Here is a 15,470-nt window from a genome sequence, read left to right on the forward strand (position 1 = left end):
GGGATGATGTAAGCATCGCGTGAACGTTCGCCCACGGCTCTGGCCGCCGGGTGATTCGCAGTGCTACACACAAGGGGTGACCGTCGAGAGCACCGCCCCGCCGACCACGCCGACCTCCGCTCCGGCGGCCGCCGCACCGGGGCGCGTCCGGCGGACCGTCGGACGGCGCGGCGTGCGTTACCTGGCGGTGCTGGCCGGGGCCTGGCTGCTCGCCGAGGCGATGGGCCGGATCGGTGTACCGGCGCCCGCGCTGCTGGCGGCGCTACTGCTCGGTGCCGTGCTGCGGCTCGCGATCGGGCGGGAGGTGGCGGTACCCGCCGAGGTCTCCCGGTGGACGCAGGCCTTCATCGGGGTGATGCTGGGCGGCTATCTCAACGTCGAGGCGATGCGCGCCGTCGGCCCGGTGCTCGCGCCCTTCCTCGCGGTCTCGGTGCTCACGGTGGTGCTGTCGGTCGGGGCCGCCTGGGTGCTGAGCAGATGGGTCGCCGATCTCGATCAGCGCACGGCGACACTCGGTCTCATGGCGGGCGGATCGTCGGCGGTCGTCACCCTGTGCGACGAGCTCGGCGCACGCAAGGACGTGGTCGGGGTCATGCAGTACTCCCGGGTGCTGTTGGTCAGTGCCACGGCGCCTTTCGTGGCGGTGGGCCTCGCGGGCGGGGCGACGGTGCCCGCGAAGGCCTGGTCCCTCGACCTGCAGATCGTGGGACGCGGCGACCAGGTGGCGGGCCTGTCCACGGCGATCGTGTTCGCACTGGCCGGGATGTGGCTCGGGCGCCGGCTCCACCTGCCCGGTGGCGGCCTGATCGGTCCGATGCTGGTGGCCGCCGTGATCGGCGGTGCGGAACTCACCCGCGGGTTCGCGCCGCAGGGCGCGTTCAAGGAGCTGCTGCTCATCGTGGTGGGGCTCGAGGTGGGGCTGATGGTCGACCGCAGGCTGCTCCGCCGGCTGGCGCACCTGCTGCCCGCGATCGCCGGCGGCATCGTCGCGCTGTGCGGGGTCGTGGCGCTCCTCGCGGTCGCCGCCGCGCGCATGACCGGGGTGTCGGTGGCGGACGCCTACCTCGCGACCACACCCGGCGGGATCAACGCCGTGGTGGCCAGCGCCACCGGCAGTTCCACGGCGAACATGGCGCTGATCGCGACGGTGCAGAGCCTGCGGCTGATCATCGTGGTGCTGGCACTGCCGCTGGTGGTGGGGGCACTGAGCCGGCTGTCCGGGTTCAGAGCCGCTCGCGCAGACGCCACGACGCGTTGACGGGGCCGTGTCCCGCGCCCACGGGGTAGGCGGCGGCGAGCGACCTGGTGACCCATTCCTTGCCGAAGGCGATCGCGGTGGGAACGTCCATGCCGTGCGCGAGCGCGCAGACGGTGGCCGCCCCGAGCGTGTCGCCCGCGCCGTGATCGTGGCGCGTGTCGAGCCTCGGGGCCTCGAACTCGAGGAACTCGGCACCGTCGTACAGGATGTCCGTGCTGGTGACGGCGGTGCGCAGGTGCCCGCCCTTGACCAGCGCCCAGCGCGGGCCGAGCGCGTGCAGGGCGCGCGCGGCGTCGCGCTGGGAGGCCTCGTCGACCACCTCGATGCCGGTGATGAGCCGCACCTCGTCGAGGTTGGGCGTGACGATCCAGGCCAGCGGGAACAGCCGGCGTAGGAGCGTGTCCAGCGCTTCCGGGGTGAGCAGCGGATCGCCGTGCTGCGAGGCGCAGACGGGGTCGACCAGGAACGGGACGCTGTCGGCGCTGCCGGGGAGGCGCCCGCCGATGCCGAGGTCGATCGCGGTGTCGGCGATGGCGTCGATGATCTCCGCCGTCGCGAGCATGCCCGTCTTGACCGCGCCGACGCCGATGTCCTCCACCACGGCCCGGATCTGGCCGGCGACGGTGACGGGCGGGATCGGATGGAAACCGGTGACGCCCAGGCTGTTCTGCACCGTGACGGCGGTGATCGCGCAGGTGCCGTGCACGCCCGCGAGCGCGAAGGTGCGCAGGTCCGACTGGAGACCGGCGGCCCCGCCGGAATCGGATCCGGCGATCGTCATCACCCGGACCGGGGTCTCGCCGGTGCCGGGGAGGGGCAGGTGCTGCATGGACATCAGGGTAGCGCCGGGAACCGTTCGGTCGGCCGATGCGTCCAATGGAAGAGGGGAGGGATGTCATGACAGCCACTAAGCATCTTGATGCCATCGAAATCGGACATTATGATGTGGACATGCGGACGACCATCACACTGGACGCCGATGTCGCGGAGCTCGTCGCGGAGGCGATGCACCGGGAGCGTGCGTCGATGAAGCAGATCGTCAACGATGCCCTGCGCTCAGCACTGGGGACCGCGCCGGCGTCGGGCGAGGTGTATCGCACGCCCGTGCACCGTTCCCGGGTGCGGCCCGAAATCACCGGAGCGAACCTCAACCGCCTCGCCGATGAGCTCGACGACGCCGCGCTGGTCGAGCGGCGGCAGCGCGGATGATCGTTCCGGACGTGAATCTGCTGGTGTACGCCGTGATCGATGGCTACCCGCAACACGAACGCACGCGAAGGTGGTGGGATGCGGCACTGAACGGGGATGAGCCGGTGGGCCTGTGCGATGTGGCGATCTTCGGGTTCGTCCGCATCGTGACGAATCCACGGATCCTCGAGAACCCGATGACGGTCGACGCCACCGCGGACGTGGTGGGCGAGTGGTTCGACAGGCCGATGGTCAGTCGTATCGTCCCCGGTGCAGACCACGTCCGAACGGCTCTGCGGCTGCTCAGAACCGCCGAGGCCGCAGGGAATCTCACGCCCGATGCGCAGATCGCGGCGCTCGCGATCGAGAAGCGGGCAACGGTCCACTCGAACGACAGGGACTTCCTCCGATTCCCTGACGTCCGGGTGGTGAACCCGCTGCAGTAGCGGTGTGGCGCTGCGAGTAATTCCGTTGAACCGGGGTGCGGCCGCGCCTACTCTTGCACGTCGAGAAGAGGAGGTGCGGGATGAACGCGACTGCTTCCGCACCGCCGGTGCGGGTGTTCAACGCCGACTACAGCCCGCTCGACGTCGTGCACTGGCGGGACGCCGTGGGCATGCTGCTGCGCGAGGTCGCGCACGCGCTGGAGCCCCACGATCCGCCGCGCGTGCTGCGGTCCCCGAGCACCGAGATCGAGGTGCCGAGGTCGCTGCTGCTGGTGCGGTACGCGACGGTTCCCTACCGGCGCACCGCCGATCACGCGAGCCGGTCGGAGATCCTGCGGCGCGACGGTTCCGTGTGCCAGTACGCCGGCTGCGGTGCGTGGGCCGCCACGATCGACCACGTCTTCCCGCGGTCGAGGGGCGGCGGCAACACGTGGTCGAACCTCGTGGCGTGCTGCGCGGACTGCAATCACCGCAAGGCAGACCGCACGCCGGCGGAGGCGGGCATGCGACTGGTGCGTGAGCCCTTCCGCCCCGCCGGCGTCTGACCGAATTGAACACCGTTATGGAGAATCCGACCTGCGGGTTTCCTCTCCATAACGGTGTTCAATTGCCGGGGGCGACCGACCAGAGCGGGTTGACGGGGCCGTGGCCTGCGCCGAGGGGGTACGCCCAGCGCAGGCCCTCGGTGACCCAGGCCTTGCCGAACTCGACGGCGGCGGGCACCGTGCGGCCGTGCGCGAGCGCGGCCGTGATCGCTGCGGCGAGGGTGTCACCCGCCCCGTGGTCGTGACCGGTGGGGACTCGCGGCGCGGTGAACGCGACGGACTGCGCGCCGTCAGTGAGCAGGTCCGGGCTGTCCGGACTCTCCCGCAGGTGACCGCCCTTGACCAGGACCCACTGCGCACCGAGCGCGAGCAACGCGTCGGCGGCCCGGCGCTGGGTGTCACCGTCGACGACGTCGATGCCGGTGATCAGGCGCACCTCGTCGAGATTGGGAGTCACGACGGTGGCGCGCGGGATCAGCTCGGAGCGCAGGGCGTCCAGCGCCTCCGTCGCGAGGAGGGGGTCGCCGTGCATCGACGCGGCCACCGGATCGACCACCAGGGGAGTGGCACGGCCGTTGCCGATGCCCTCCGCATCCGCCGCCGCGGCGACCGCCTCGATGATCGCGGTGGACGCGAGCATTCCGGTCTTGGCGGCCTCGACGCCGATGTCGCCCGCGACGGAACGGATCTGGGCCCCGACGATGTCCGGCTCGATCCCGCGGAAATCCTGCACGCCCACGCTGTTCTGCACCGTGACCGCCGTAATCGCCACACATGCGTGCAGGCCCAAGGTGGCGAAGGTCCGCATGTCGGCCTGAATGCCCGCGCCGCCACCGGAATCCGACCCCGCTATCGTCAGGACCCGGTGCGGCGCCGTGCCCCGCGGCGCGGTCGGCAGGCGCGACGGTGCGCCGACGATCACGACTGTGGGCTCGCCGTCGATCACCCCGCGGACCTCCGTCACGGGGCCGCGGTCTCCAGCGGGATGTACACGCGGTTACCGGCGTCGGCGAACTGCTGCGATTTGGCCGCCATCTCCTTGTCGAGCTGCCGGTCGATGTCCTCCTGCGTGACCAGGTTGTGCTCCTCGGCGTACGCGCGCACGTCGGCGCTGATCCGCATGGAGCAGAACTTCGGGCCGCACATCGAGCAGAAGTGCGCCGTCTTCGCCGGCTCCGCGGGCAGCGTCTCGTCGTGGAACTCGCGTGCCGTGTCCGGGTCCAGCGACAGGTTGAACTGGTCCACCCAGCGGAACTCGAAGCGGGCCTTGGACAGTTCGTCGTCGCGGGACTGCGCCCCCGGGTGCCCCTTGGCGAGATCGGCGGCGTGCGCCGCGATCTTGTACGTGATCACGCCCGTCTTCACGTCGTCGCGGTTGGGCAGGCCCAGGTGCTCCTTGGGTGTGACGTAGCAGAGCATCGCCGTGCCCGCCTGCGCGATGATGGCCGCGCCGATCGCCGAGGTGATGTGGTCGTACGCCGGCGCGATGTCGGTGGCGAGCGGGCCGAGCGTGTAGAACGGCGCCTCCTCGCAGAGCTCCTCCTCGAGCCGCACGTTCTCCACGATCTTGTGCATCGGCACGTGGCCGGGTCCCTCGATCATCACCTGCACGCCATAGGATTTCGCGATCTTCGTCAGCTCACCCAGGGTGCGCAGCTCCGCGAACTGCGCTTCGTCGTTCGCGTCGGCGATGGACCCGGGGCGCAGACCGTCACCCAGGGAGAAGGTCACGTCGTACTCGCGCAGGATCTCGCAGAGCTCGCGGAAGTTGGTGTACAGGAAGGACTCCTCGTGATGCGCGAGGCACCACGCGGCCATGATCGAGCCACCGCGGCTGACGATGCCGGTCACGCGATTCGCTGCGAGCGGCACGTAGCGCAGCAGCACGCCGGCGTGCACCGTCATGTAGTCGACGCCCTGCTCGCACTGCTCGATCACGGTCTCCCGGAAGATCTCCCAGGTCAGCTTGGTCGGGTCGCCCTTGACCTTCTCCAGCGCCTGGTAGATCGGCACGGTGCCGACGGGGACCGGCGCGTTGCGCATGATCCACTCGCGCGTCTCGTGGATGTCCTTGCCGGTGGACAGGTCCATGATGGTGTCGCCGCCCCAGCGGGTGGCCCACACCATCTTCTCGACCTCTTCCGCGATGGAGCTGGTGACGGCCGAGTTGCCGATGTTCGCATTGATCTTCACCGCGAAGGCCTTGCCGATGATCGCGGGCTCGAGCTCGGGGTGCTTGCGGTTGGCGGGGATCACCGCGCGACCGGCTGCGACCTCCTCGCGCACCTTCTCCGGATCGATGCCCTCGCGGGCGGCGACGAACCGGATCTCGTCGGTGATGATTCCCGCACGGGCCCAGGCGAGTTGGGTACTGGCACCGTCGACCGGGGCGGGCCTGCTCCAGCCCTCGCGGGTCTTGGGCAGGCCCTCGGCCAGGTCGTGCAGCTGATCCTCGGCGGTGTACTGCGTGTACGGACCGGAGGTGTCGTAGACGTCGTGGTGATCGCCGTTGGTGAGTGAGATGCGCCGGAACGGGACGTGCAGGTCACCGTCGACGCCCGGGACGGTGCGGTACTGCTTGGCGGAACCCTCGATCGGCCCGACGGTGACGGTGGAGACAGGTGTGGACGACGAAACAGGCATACGGGACTCCTCTTCCCTACGCCGGCATTACCCGGACAGGTTCGTACGGTCGACGCCCGCGACAGGCGCCCTCTCAGCTCGCTGCGGCGAGCTCCCGATGGTGTGCGCTACCGAGGGTAACGCATGAATTCCGCCCCGTCAGGCGATGCGCACGCCGCGCGGGAGCTTCCCGGCCGGGACCCGAAGACGGCGAGCCGCGATCGCCAGGCCGATCCCGCCCAGCGCCAGGTTCGCCAGGAGGCCCCAGTACCAGGAGTGGCCGACGTACCGGGAATCGTCCTCGTAGCTTCTGCTGTAGGACGGGTAGTCGTCTCCGTAGCGCGCGGCGCAGGTCTCGTCGTGGTTCCGATCTGCCCCGACGCGGACATCGGAGACCAGATCGGCGAGCGTCGCGAGCGCAGTCTCGTCGGGAGCGCCCTGGGATGAGGTGTAGTCGGCGTACCTGCGGCGGTTCCCCCGTGCGTCCCGACCGGGATCGGACTGTGCCGCCGCATCGGCGAAAACGACGGCGGGGTTCGGGGACAGGATCCACCAGATCCTCTCGGTGTGGGTGACCTCGACCTGCTTCCGCACTTCCGTGCACCGGCCGGTGCTGTCGTTGTTGTTGTAGACGAAGCGAGTTTGGGTGGCCTCCATCGTGGAGACCGTTGCGGGGGTGAGCATCGCGGTGATCGCGGGCAGGCCGATGAGGAGGAACAGGGTCGTCAGTTGGGTGACAGCGGCGGACCCGATAGGCCGGGAGAACACTGCGGAGAAACCGAGTCCGATACCGCAGTACGCGAGGAAGAGTAGAGCGACCACGACGATACCGAGGAGGGAGAAGCCGATCGGGTACGGCGTCTCCGCGACGGCCCAGATCAGATATGGCGCGGAGACCACGACTAGGGCGCAGGAGGCGATCCAGGCACCGAGGAGCTTGCCCGTCGCCAGTTGCAAGCCGGTCGCGGGCGTGGCCTGCACGACTGCGAGCGTCGCGTCCTTGCGGTCGCCGTTGATGGAGGTTGCGGTCATCGTCGGCGAGATGACGAGGCCGAGGAAGCCGACGAGCCCCAGGACGATGAGATAGAGGTTCTCGCTCCAGTCCTGGTACGGGTCACTGCCGCCGGTCGTCGTGGCGAACCACAGCGACCCGAAGACGACCACGCTCACGAACCCGAAGAACACGCCCAGCAGGACGCGCCAGCGGGTGGCGCGGGTGCGCTGCCGCAGTTCGAGACCGATCAGGACGCCGACGGTGCGCCACCACGCGGTGAATCCGTTCATGTGCGATCCGCCTCCAGTGCGAAGTACGAGTCCTCGAGAGCATTGGTGGCGCGGGCGAATTCGACGACGTCGGTGCCGTCGGCCACGACCTGCTGCAGGTGCTCTGCGGCCTCCGCCTCGGTTGCGAAGGAGACGAGGACCCCGCCGCCGGCGGGTTCGCCGAGCAGCCGGATCCGCCAGGTGCTGGTCGTCGATTCGGGCGGCGGCTCGGTGCGGCCGCGGGCCATCATCACCACGTCGTCGACCATCTCGGCGAGCTCGGAGAGGATGTGCGAGGACACGAGCACCGCGACGCCGCTGCCGGCCAAGGCGCGCAACGAGTCCCGCAGCTCGAACCGGGACCGCGGGTCCATCCCGGACGCGGGCTCGTCGAGCAGCAGCACGGGCGGGTGGTGCACCATGGCGCGAGCGAAGCCGAGCCGCTGCTTCTGCCCGCGCGAGAGCACCTGCGCGGGCCGGTCGGCGAACTCGCTCAGGTGCACGCGCTCCAGCAGGGCGTGTGCTCGAGTGCGGGCCTCGCCCGACGGTACGCCGTACAGCTTCGCGAACGTGGTCAGGATCTCGGTGGGCGTCAACGAGTCCCACGTACCGAACACGTCCGGCATCCACCCGACGCGGGGCCGGAGCGCTTCGGGGGCGATGGGCGCACCGTCGAGCTCGATGCCTCCCGACGACGGGCGGAGCAGTCCCGCGAGCATGAGCAGGAGCGTTGTCTTGCCCGCGCCGTTGGGGCCGACGAGCCCGGTGATCCGGCCCGGCGTCAGGGTGAGCGTCGCGTCGGCGACGGCCACGTGCTGCTTGAAGGTCCGCGACAGTCCGCGGGCGACCAGGGTCATGGGGCCACAGTAGCGGCGTTTTCGAGTTCGAGATCAAGAAACACGCATCGATCGGGACACGGTCGTGTCGGCAGCGCCGACTTGTCGGTGTCTCGGCGTACGGTGAAGTGATACGCATCACGTCACGGAGGTGTTCATGTCAGACATGGTCGAGGTTCCGCCGCCCACGATGGAGCTATCGGAGTCGTTGCGCTTGTTCGACAACCCCGTCCGCGACCGGTACGAGCTGTGGTCGGGCGACGAGTTGATCGGCGTCGAGGGCTACGAGGTCACCGACCACGGTGATGTGATCCTGCTGCACACCGTCGTGATGGAGAAGTTCGGCAAGCAGGGCTTCGCGCGTGCGCTCGTCTCCGGCGTCCTCGACGACCTGCGCTCGCGTAACCGGCACGCGATCCCCGTGTGCACCTACGTGCGCTCGTTCGTCACCCGGTTCCCGCAGTACCAGGACGTGGTCAACGCGGCGCGCGCCTAATCCGCTCGCAGCGCGCGGGTGTACCTGCGGCGCGCCTTGCGCTGTGCGACGAGAAGTGCGGGGAACGCGATCCGCCAGAATCCGGACGGTGCCGGCCGCGTCAGCGACCGGATCGTGAGGAGCACGTCGTCACCGGCGCGGTGCACGATGAAGGCCTCTTCGCCGGACACGGGATGGCCGGGCAGCGTCCGGTAGGAGAAGCCGGCTCGGTCCGCGGTGCGCGCCACCTCGACGACTTCCACCGGTTCGCGCACGGTGACGCCCGCGACAGTGACCGTCACCGTGAGTCGCTGTCCGGGAGTGACGGGCTCGCTGGTGGACACGGCGAAGCCGCTGCGCGTCTTCACCGCCCAGCGCAGGACGTTATGCGCGGCGCGGCGGAAGGCCTCGTCGCCATGGCCGATCGTGGTGACGATCTCCGCCCGGCGGTAGCCCGACGGTGCGTCGTCCCAGGCGGGTGCATCGGGTCGCGTCATGGCGCGGTCCAGTAGTGGTAGCCGTGGTGGAGCGTGAAACCGAGGCTCCGGTACAGGGCCTGCGCGCCCGTGTTCGCGTGCGTGACCTCGAGGAACATCCGGTCGGCGCCCTCTCGGCCGGCCTCCGCGCGCAGCGCGTCCACCAGGCGGGAGGCCAGGCCCCGTCGGCGGTACTCGGGTGCGACGGCCATCGAGCCGAGGCCGCCCCACACGGTCCCGGCCGCGTCGGCGGTGAGGGTCAGCCTGCCTGCGGCGATCGGCGCACCGTCGGGCCCCGGAACAGCGGCGAACCGCGCCCGCCCGTCGACCGAGGTCACCAGCGTTGCGTCGGTGCCGGTGCGCGCGAGCCAGGCCGCGCTGGGGTCGTCCTCGATGACGACGGAGCCGTCGGGCTCCGGGCCGCCACTCGGCGCGACGAGGACGCCGGTCGGCTGCACGACGGGGGACAGGTCGCGCGCGCCGCGCAGCAGTCGGTCGGAGAGCGTCAGCTGCAGGGGCAGGTCGCGGTCGGCGTACCAGGCGCGGACGCCGTCGAGGTGTTCCAGCGACGCGTCGGGGTGCAGCGGCGCGGCGCAGCTGGCGCGGTTCCCGGCGAGGCCGGGGGCGGCCCGGCACAGCCAGCCGTCGATCCACTCCCGCTCCACCGACCACCAGGACCGTGCCCGGGCCAGGTCGAGCGAGCGGATCTCGCTCGCCCGCACGGGCTTCGGCGGCACGCGCTTGTAGGCGACGACGTCGGACCGGGGCACCGTGATCCGTTCCCCGTCGCGCTCGACGACGAGCGGCTCACCGTCGGAGACGAGGGTCCCGATGACGTCCGAGGCCAGCCCGGACAGCAGCAGTCGCCGGACGACGACCCGCTCGCCGGGCCTCGGAGACGGCGGAGTCATCTGTTCAGTGACCGAAGGGGTCTTCGACGGTGCCGGGCATCCACGTGAGGCCGGGCTCGGTCCAGCCGTTCTTCTTGATGGCCTTCTTGGCCTGGCGCGCGTACCGGCCCGTGAGGACGTCGGTGTAGAGGAAGCCGTCGAGGTGGCCGGTCTCGTGCTGCAGCATCCGCGCGAAGAAGCCGGTGCCCTCGATCTCGACCTTCCGGCCGTCGCGGTCGGTGCCGACGACCTTCGCCCAGTCGGCGCGGCCGGTCGGGAAGGACTCGCCGGGGACGGAGAGGCAACCCTCCCAGTCGTCGTCGGGGTCGGGCATGGTCTCGGGGATCTCCGAGGTGGTGAGGACGGGGTTGATGACCTCGCCGCGGCGCCGCTCGCCGGCCTCCTCGTCGGGGCAGTCGTAGACGAACAGTCGCAGCCCGTGGCCCACCTGATTGCCGGCCAGCCCCACGCCGTTCGCGACGTCCATCGTCTCGTACATATCGTCCAGCAACGCCACGATCTCGGCCGCGGGCCTACCGTCCGCGTCCAGTTCAACGGGCGTCGTGGTGGTGTGCAGCACGGGGTCGCCGACGATGACGATGGGAAGAACAGGCATGGGCCCACGGTAGTCGGGGTGGTGGCCGGGGCCGCACTCGCGCCAGGGGAGGGGCGTCGCCGACCGGCGTGGGCCGATCCGCGACACGCCCCCGTAGCCCCGCGGCGCCGCGGCGGACCGTGGTTAGATTGATCCGAACTACAGCGGTGTGATTTCGAATGCGAGGGGAACGCATGGAGGGCGCGACGGCCGCGCGGGAAGACGACGCGCAGCCCGCCCACGAGCGGGGTGACGACGGACTGACCAGGCGCGAACACGACATCCTGGCGTTCGAGCGCCAGTGGTGGAAGTACGCCGGTGCCAAGGAGGACGCGATCAAGGAGCTCTTCGGGCTCTCCGCGACCCGGTACTACCAGGTACTCAACGCGTTGGTCGATACGCCGGAGGCGCTCGCCGCCGACCCGATGCTCGTCAAGCGCCTGCGCCGCGTCCGCTCGAGCCGGCAGAAGGCCCGCGCCGCGCGCAAGCTCGGCTTCGAGATCACGTGATCCGATACAGTCGAGTGTCGTGAGCACTCAGAACACCCGCGCCGTACCGATCCGGACGATCATCATGATCCTGATCTCGGCCGCGATCATCCTCGCGGCGATCGGGGTGCACGGTCTCGTGACCCGCAACGACGATCCGCAGGCCGCCCTGAACGCTCAGGAGGCCAAGCTCAAGGCGGCAGCCGCCGAGACGACCGCGGCCCCGGTGTCCAAGCCGACGGTGTGCCTGCTCGCCGTCGCCCGCGCACCGCTCGCCGACGCGACGGACAGGCTCAAGAAGGCGGGCGTCACCGTCCAGCCCGAGACCGCGGTCTGGCCCAACCGTCCTGCGGCCCCGCGTGCCACCACCGTCTACTTCGATGACGGCGGTGAGGCGGACGCCAAGACCGTCGCGTCCGCCCTGCCCGGCTCGACCACCGCGGCGCGCCCGGCGGCGCTCGAGGCGTGCGCCGGTGTCCTCGCCGTCGCCGTGGTGAAGAAGTAGCTCGGTCGAGGCCGACACGGGGGTCCTGTCCGCAGCGGCGGCCACCGACCCCGATATGATTCGGGCAACCCAGCCCAGGGCGGCACCGCCCAGGAAGCCGTTCCATAAGGAGTCATCGATGACGAAGCGTCAGTTCCTCGCCCCGCTTGCGATCCTCCCGGTGGCGGCCCTCGCCCTGGTCGGTTGCAGCGCCAACGAGAAGCCCGCTGAGAAGGGCACCGGCCCCACCGCGCCGGCGGTCGTGAGCGGCGCGTCCGTTCCGACCCAGGGCCTGGTCACCAGCAACGAGGGCGGCCACGGTGCGGACGCGACCGGTGAGAGCGCCCCGTCGGCCGGCTCGGCGGAAGCCTCGCTCGTCAAGCCCGACGGCAGCAGCGCGGGCAAGGCCACCTTCTCGGAGAAGGACGGCGTCGTCGTGATCGACGTGCGGGTCACGGGACTGACCGCCGGCTTCCACGGCATGCACATCCACGAGGTCGGCAAGTGCGAGGCCAACTCGGTCGCCAAGAACGGCGCTCCCGGTTCCGCCACCAACTTCGGCTCCGCGGGGGGCCATTGGCAGAAGGCCGGCGCGACAGGCCACCCGATGACCGGCGACCTCGTCTCGATCTACGTCAACGCCAACGGCACCGGCCAGACAGTGACCAGCACCGGCGCGTTCAGCCTGGCCGACATCAAGAAGAACGCCGACGGCAACGCGCTCATGATCCACGCGGGTCCCGACAACTTCGGCAACATCCCGTCGGCGCGCTACACCAATGTCGTTCCGGGTCAGCCCGTGCCGGACGAGACCACGCTCAACACGGGCGACGCCGGCGGGCGCATCGCCTGCGGCGTGATCAAGGTCGGTTAATCATCGAGCCCGTCGCCTTCGAGGCGTCGCCGCGGCCGACGATCGGCGTCGAGTGGGAGTTCGCCCTCGTCGACCGGGAGACCGCGGACCTGGTCAGTAGGGCCGGGGAGCTGTTCGACGGGGTCCGTGCCGCGCGGCCGGACATCGCGCCGCAGGTGCATTCGGAGATGCTGCGCAACACCGTCGAGGTGGTGACGGGCGTCTGCGAGAACACGGCCGAGGCCATGACGGATCTGGCCGCGATCATCGGCGCGGTACGCGGGACCTCGGACCGGATGGGCGTCGAGCTCTTCGGCGCGGGCACCCACCCGTTCGCGCAGTGGAACGCGCAGCAGCTCACGGAGAATCCGCGCTACGACGAGCTGATCGCCCGCACCCAGTGGTGGGGCCGCCAGATGCTCATCTGGGGCGTGCACGTGCACGTCGGCGTGAATCACCGCGACAAGGTGCTGCCGATCATCTCCGCGCTGCTCAACCACTACCCGCATCTCTTGGCGCTCTCGGCCAGCTCGCCGATGTGGGGCGGCCACGACACCGGCTACGCCAGCACGCGGGCGATGATGTTCCAGCAGTTGCCCACGGCCGGGCTGCCCTTCCAGTTCGAGCGGTGGAGCGAGTTCGAGCGCTTCGTGCACGACCAGAAGACCACCGGGATCATCGACCACCTCAACGAGATCCGCTGGGACATCCGGCCCGCGTGCCACCTCGGCACGATCGAGGTGCGGATCTGCGACGGCATGTCGTCGTTCGCGGAGCTCCAGGCGATCGTCGCACTGATCCACTGCTTGGTGGTCTGGCTGGATTCCCGCCTGGAGGCGGGGGAGACCCTGCCGACGCTGCCCCCGTGGCACGTCCAGGAGAACAAGTGGCGCGCCGCTCGCTACGGCCTCGACGCCATCATCATCCAGGACGCGGACAACAACGAGCGCCTCGTCACCGAGGACCTCGACGACCTGCTCGAGCAGCTCGCCCCGATCGCCCGACGGCTCGGCTGCTCGCGCGAACTGGCCGCGGTCGCCGAGATCACGCAGCGCGGCGCCTCGTACCAGCGACAGCGCGCCGTCGCCGACGGGGTGTGCAGCACGGACGCCTACCGCGACGTCGTGCGGTCCGTGACGGGCGAGCTGATCCTTCCGTAGTCCCTCGCGTCCCCTCGACGTATAGACGCATGCGTCTTTGTTAACGAAAATCATTGTCGTTAACCTTGCCGCGTGCTCACCACCCCGCCCGGCCGTCGTGCCGGTGCCCGACCCGTGCTCTTGGCCGGCGTCCTCGCCGCGGCGCTGGTCGCGTCGATGGCGATCGCGGTGTCCCAGGGTGCCGCGACGGTGCCGCTCGACGACGCCCGCCGCCTCCTCTGGGCGGCACTGAGCGGCGGAACGGTGGCCCGCGAGGACTATTCGATCTATTCGATCCTGTGGGACCTGCGCGTCCCCCGCGTGCTGCTCGCCGCCGTCGTCGGCGCCGGGCTCGCGCTCGCCGGCGTCGCCTGTCAGGCGCTCGTCCGCAATCCGCTCGCCGACCCGTTCATCCTCGGCATCTCCAGTGGCGCCTCCGTGGGGGCGAGCTTCGTGGTCACCACCGGTGTCGTCGCCGGGCTCGGCGTGGCCGGAACCGCCGGGTCCGCCTTCGTCACGGCGGTCCTCGCCTCCGTGTTGGTGTACCTGCTGAGCCGGACCTCCGACGGTGCTCTCAGTCCGGTCCGGCTGGTGCTCACGGGCGTGGTGCTCGCCTTCGCCTTCCAGGGGCTCGCGGGCGCGATCGTCTTCTTCGACCCGGTCGGCGACGCCGCGCGGTCGGTGATGTTCTGGCTCCTCGGCGGATTGGGCGGCGCACAGTGGTCGGTGCTACCGCTCGTAGCGATCACCGTGGCGGTCTGCGGCGCAGTCATCGCGCGCCTCGCGGGCGTACTGGACGTGCTGGCCCAGGGTGACGAGGCGGCCGCCGCGCTCGGGCTGGATCCGCATCGCGCCCGGCGAGCACTGTTCCTCGTCATCGTCGTGATGACCTCGGTCCTCGTCGCGGTCGCGGGCACGGTCGGCTTCGTCGGGCTCGTGGTCCCGCACGCCGTGCGGATGATCGTCGGGCCGGCGCACCGCCGCGTGCTGTTGCTCGCACCCCTCGTCGGTGCGCTGCTCCTGGTCTGGGTCGATCTCCTCAGTCGGCTGGTGGTGGCACCCCGCGAGCTGCCGCTCGGGATCGTCACGGCATTGGTCGGGGTGCCCGTCTTCATCGTTCTGCTCCGGCGTCGTGGCGGCCTGCTGGGCGGCCCGGCATGAGGGTGGAACTGGACTCGGTCTCCGTCGAGCTCGCCGGTCGCCGCATCCTCGACGGGGTGACGCTCGACATCGAGGCGGGGTCGCACGTCGGCCTCATCGGTCCGAACGGCAGTGGGAAGTCGACGCTGCTGAGGTGCCTCTACCGCGCGATAGCGCCGACCACCGGGTCGGTTCGGGTCGGGGGCGACGACCTCGGCGGCCTCCGGCGGCGCGACGGTGCCCGACGGGTCGCCGCGGTCACCCAGAGCGAGTCCGGCCACCTGGGATTCACCGTCGAGGAAACCGTGATGCTGGGCCGGTTCGCCCACGGAGACGCCGGCAGCGACGGGGCCGGCCGCGCCTGCGCGGCGGCGCTCGATGCGGTCGGCGCCGCGCACCTTCGCCGGCGCAGCGTCCTCGGGCTCTCGGGCGGCGAGCGGCAACGGATCCTCATCGCCCGTGCCCTCGCGCAGGAGACCCCGGTGCTCCTGCTCGACGAGCCCCTCAACCACCTCGACGTGCGGCACCAGCTGGATCTGCTGAGGCTGCTGCGAGCCACTACGAAGACGACCGTCACCGCCATCCACGACATCGACCTCGCCGCGCAGAGCTGTGATCGCCTGGTGCTGTTGGACTCCGGCCGGGTCGTCGCGGCCGGAACCCCGGCGACGGTCCTGACGCCGGACCGCATCGCGGACGTCTACGGCGTCCGTCCCACCGTTGCGACGGCGGGCAGCGGCCCGCCGCGCATCCGCTTCGAACTGTAGAACCC

The 15,470-nt window shown here is 70.5% G+C and carries 19 protein-coding genes and 1 riboswitch; of the genes, 11 read left to right on the forward strand and 8 right to left on the reverse strand.

From position 1 onward, the window contains the following. The first annotated feature begins 76 nt into the window (after positions 1–76). The gene (locus AXK61_RS09485; RefSeq protein ID WP_082777965.1) at positions 77–1,258 is read left to right on the forward strand and encodes an AbrB family transcriptional regulator; all 1,182 of its coding nucleotides are present in this window, start codon (positions 77–79) and stop codon (positions 1,256–1,258) included. Here AXK61_RS09485 and thiD (AXK61_RS09490) read toward each other — a convergent pair. Beyond that, positions 1,224–2,087 (reverse strand): bifunctional hydroxymethylpyrimidine kinase/phosphomethylpyrimidine kinase, encoded by an 864-nt coding sequence (gene thiD, locus AXK61_RS09490; RefSeq protein WP_068745266.1) that lies wholly within the window; start codon positions 2,085–2,087, stop codon positions 1,224–1,226. The two genes, AXK61_RS09485 and thiD (AXK61_RS09490), sit on opposite strands and share 35 nt — an antisense overlap. 122 nt (positions 2,088–2,209) lie before the next feature. Here thiD (AXK61_RS09490) and AXK61_RS09495 point away from each other — a divergent pair, with 122 nt between their 5' ends. The 3 genes from AXK61_RS09495 to AXK61_RS09505 all read left to right on the forward strand — a co-directional run bounded on the left by AXK61_RS09495 (position 2,210) and on the right by AXK61_RS09505 (position 3,437). Continuing rightward, entirely contained in the window at positions 2,210–2,467 is a 258-nt protein-coding gene (locus AXK61_RS09495) for a hypothetical protein (protein ID WP_068571497.1), read from the forward strand. Between the two features lie 11 nt (positions 2,468–2,478). After that, positions 2,479–2,892, forward strand: coding sequence for a TA system VapC family ribonuclease toxin (locus AXK61_RS09500; protein WP_175399998.1), 414 nt, complete (start codon positions 2,479–2,481; stop codon positions 2,890–2,892). A gap of 80 nt (positions 2,893–2,972) precedes the next feature. Beyond that, the gene (locus AXK61_RS09505) at positions 2,973–3,437 is read left to right on the forward strand and encodes an HNH endonuclease (protein WP_068745010.1); all 465 of its coding nucleotides are present in this window, start codon (positions 2,973–2,975) and stop codon (positions 3,435–3,437) included. A 58-nt stretch (positions 3,438–3,495) separates the two neighbouring features. On the opposite strand, the gene thiD (AXK61_RS09510) is transcribed toward AXK61_RS09505, so the two are convergent. The 4 genes from thiD (AXK61_RS09510) to AXK61_RS09525 form a co-directional block, all read right to left on the reverse strand. Then, positions 3,496–4,356, reverse strand: coding sequence for a bifunctional hydroxymethylpyrimidine kinase/phosphomethylpyrimidine kinase (gene thiD / locus AXK61_RS09510; RefSeq protein WP_156485631.1), 861 nt, complete (start codon positions 4,354–4,356; stop codon positions 3,496–3,498). 41 nt (positions 4,357–4,397) lie between these two features. Continuing rightward, on the reverse strand, positions 4,398–6,080 hold the full coding sequence (thiC, locus tag AXK61_RS09515; RefSeq protein WP_068571190.1) for a phosphomethylpyrimidine synthase ThiC: 1,683 nt from the start codon (positions 6,078–6,080) through the stop codon (positions 4,398–4,400). Beyond that, positions 6,077–6,188, reverse strand: a riboswitch (TPP riboswitch). It overlaps the preceding gene by 4 nt. 30 nt (positions 6,189–6,218) lie before the next feature. Next, entirely contained in the window at positions 6,219–7,343 is a 1,125-nt protein-coding gene (locus AXK61_RS09520; RefSeq protein ID WP_068745011.1) for an ABC transporter permease, read from the reverse strand. After that, positions 7,340–8,179 (reverse strand): ABC transporter ATP-binding protein, encoded by an 840-nt coding sequence (locus AXK61_RS09525; protein WP_068745013.1) that lies wholly within the window; start codon positions 8,177–8,179, stop codon positions 7,340–7,342. The genes AXK61_RS09520 and AXK61_RS09525 overlap by 4 nt, the downstream gene beginning before the upstream one ends. Before the next feature lie 136 nt (positions 8,180–8,315). Between AXK61_RS09525 and AXK61_RS09530 the strand changes: the two genes are divergently transcribed. Continuing rightward, positions 8,316–8,654: a GNAT family N-acetyltransferase gene (locus tag AXK61_RS09530; protein ID WP_068745272.1), complete on the forward strand. Its 339-nt coding sequence runs from the start codon at positions 8,316–8,318 to the stop codon at positions 8,652–8,654. On the opposite strand, the gene AXK61_RS09535 is transcribed toward AXK61_RS09530, so the two are convergent. From AXK61_RS09535 to AXK61_RS09545, 3 genes are read right to left on the reverse strand one after another with little or no spacing between them, the layout of a single operon-like run. Continuing rightward, complete coding sequence (locus AXK61_RS09535) at positions 8,651–9,130, reverse strand: DUF1990 family protein (protein ID WP_068745014.1); 480 nt, start codon at positions 9,128–9,130, stop codon at positions 8,651–8,653. The genes AXK61_RS09530 and AXK61_RS09535 overlap by 4 nt on opposite strands. Continuing rightward, positions 9,127–10,020 carry a GNAT family N-acetyltransferase gene (locus AXK61_RS09540; RefSeq protein WP_068745016.1) on the reverse strand — a complete coding sequence of 298 codons (894 nt, stop codon included), beginning with the start codon at positions 10,018–10,020 and terminating at the stop codon, positions 9,127–9,129. The genes AXK61_RS09535 and AXK61_RS09540 overlap by 4 nt, the downstream gene beginning before the upstream one ends. Positions 10,021–10,024: 4 nt before the next feature. Further along, the gene (locus AXK61_RS09545) at positions 10,025–10,615 is read right to left on the reverse strand and encodes a peptide deformylase (protein ID WP_068745019.1); all 591 of its coding nucleotides are present in this window, start codon (positions 10,613–10,615) and stop codon (positions 10,025–10,027) included. A gap of 173 nt (positions 10,616–10,788) precedes the next feature. On the opposite strand from AXK61_RS09545, the gene AXK61_RS09550 reads away from it, so the two are divergent. From AXK61_RS09550 to AXK61_RS09575, 6 genes are all read left to right on the forward strand, one after another. Beyond that, entirely contained in the window at positions 10,789–11,103 is a 315-nt protein-coding gene (locus AXK61_RS09550; protein ID WP_068745022.1) for a DUF3263 domain-containing protein, read from the forward strand. A 19-nt stretch (positions 11,104–11,122) separates the two neighbouring features. After that, the gene (locus AXK61_RS24915; RefSeq protein WP_068745025.1) at positions 11,123–11,587 is read left to right on the forward strand and encodes a LytR C-terminal domain-containing protein; all 465 of its coding nucleotides are present in this window, start codon (positions 11,123–11,125) and stop codon (positions 11,585–11,587) included. 118 nt (positions 11,588–11,705) lie between these two features. After that, on the forward strand, positions 11,706–12,440 hold the full coding sequence (locus AXK61_RS09560; RefSeq protein ID WP_068745027.1) for a superoxide dismutase family protein: 735 nt from the start codon (positions 11,706–11,708) through the stop codon (positions 12,438–12,440). Between the two features lie 2 nt (positions 12,441–12,442). Then, the gene (locus AXK61_RS09565) at positions 12,443–13,579 is read left to right on the forward strand and encodes a glutamate--cysteine ligase (RefSeq protein ID WP_082789301.1); all 1,137 of its coding nucleotides are present in this window, start codon (positions 12,443–12,445) and stop codon (positions 13,577–13,579) included. A 72-nt stretch (positions 13,580–13,651) separates the two neighbouring features. Beyond that, the gene (locus AXK61_RS09570; protein WP_068745029.1) at positions 13,652–14,719 is read left to right on the forward strand and encodes a FecCD family ABC transporter permease; all 1,068 of its coding nucleotides are present in this window, start codon (positions 13,652–13,654) and stop codon (positions 14,717–14,719) included. Then, positions 14,716–15,465: an ABC transporter ATP-binding protein gene (locus AXK61_RS09575; RefSeq protein ID WP_068745031.1), complete on the forward strand. Its 750-nt coding sequence runs from the start codon at positions 14,716–14,718 to the stop codon at positions 15,463–15,465. The genes AXK61_RS09570 and AXK61_RS09575 overlap by 4 nt, the downstream gene beginning before the upstream one ends. Positions 15,466–15,470 lie beyond the last annotated feature (5 nt).

This window comes from Tsukamurella pseudospumae (assembly GCF_001575205.1).
GTDB classification, from domain to species: domain Bacteria; phylum Actinomycetota; class Actinomycetes; order Mycobacteriales; family Mycobacteriaceae; genus Tsukamurella; species Tsukamurella pseudospumae.

Excerpts from the sequence above, each read along its gene's own strand:
- AXK61_RS09495 (WP_068571497.1), top strand. The coding sequence starts at position 2,210 with ATGCGGACGACCATCACACTGGACGCCGATGTCGCGGAGCTCGTCGCG.
- thiC (WP_068571190.1), bottom strand. The coding sequence starts at position 6,080 with ATGCCTGTTTCGTCGTCCACACCTGTCTCCACCGTCACCGTCGGGCCG.
- thiD (WP_068745266.1), bottom strand. The coding sequence starts at position 2,087 with ATGCAGCACCTGCCCCTCCCCGGCACCGGCGAGACCCCGGTCCGGGTG.
- AXK61_RS09505 (WP_068745010.1), top strand. The coding sequence starts at position 2,973 with ATGAACGCGACTGCTTCCGCACCGCCGGTGCGGGTGTTCAACGCCGAC.
- AXK61_RS09575 (WP_068745031.1), top strand. The coding sequence starts at position 14,716 with ATGAGGGTGGAACTGGACTCGGTCTCCGTCGAGCTCGCCGGTCGCCGC.
- AXK61_RS09550 (WP_068745022.1), top strand. The coding sequence starts at position 10,789 with ATGGAGGGCGCGACGGCCGCGCGGGAAGACGACGCGCAGCCCGCCCAC.
- AXK61_RS09545 (WP_068745019.1), bottom strand. The coding sequence starts at position 10,615 with ATGCCTGTTCTTCCCATCGTCATCGTCGGCGACCCCGTGCTGCACACC.
- AXK61_RS09530 (WP_068745272.1), top strand. The coding sequence starts at position 8,316 with ATGTCAGACATGGTCGAGGTTCCGCCGCCCACGATGGAGCTATCGGAG.
- AXK61_RS09560 (WP_068745027.1), top strand. The coding sequence starts at position 11,706 with ATGACGAAGCGTCAGTTCCTCGCCCCGCTTGCGATCCTCCCGGTGGCG.
- AXK61_RS09540 (WP_068745016.1), bottom strand. The coding sequence starts at position 10,020 with ATGACTCCGCCGTCTCCGAGGCCCGGCGAGCGGGTCGTCGTCCGGCGA.
- AXK61_RS09535 (WP_068745014.1), bottom strand. The coding sequence starts at position 9,130 with ATGACGCGACCCGATGCACCCGCCTGGGACGACGCACCGTCGGGCTAC.
- AXK61_RS09520 (WP_068745011.1), bottom strand. The coding sequence starts at position 7,343 with ATGAACGGATTCACCGCGTGGTGGCGCACCGTCGGCGTCCTGATCGGT.
- AXK61_RS09525 (WP_068745013.1), bottom strand. The coding sequence starts at position 8,179 with ATGACCCTGGTCGCCCGCGGACTGTCGCGGACCTTCAAGCAGCACGTG.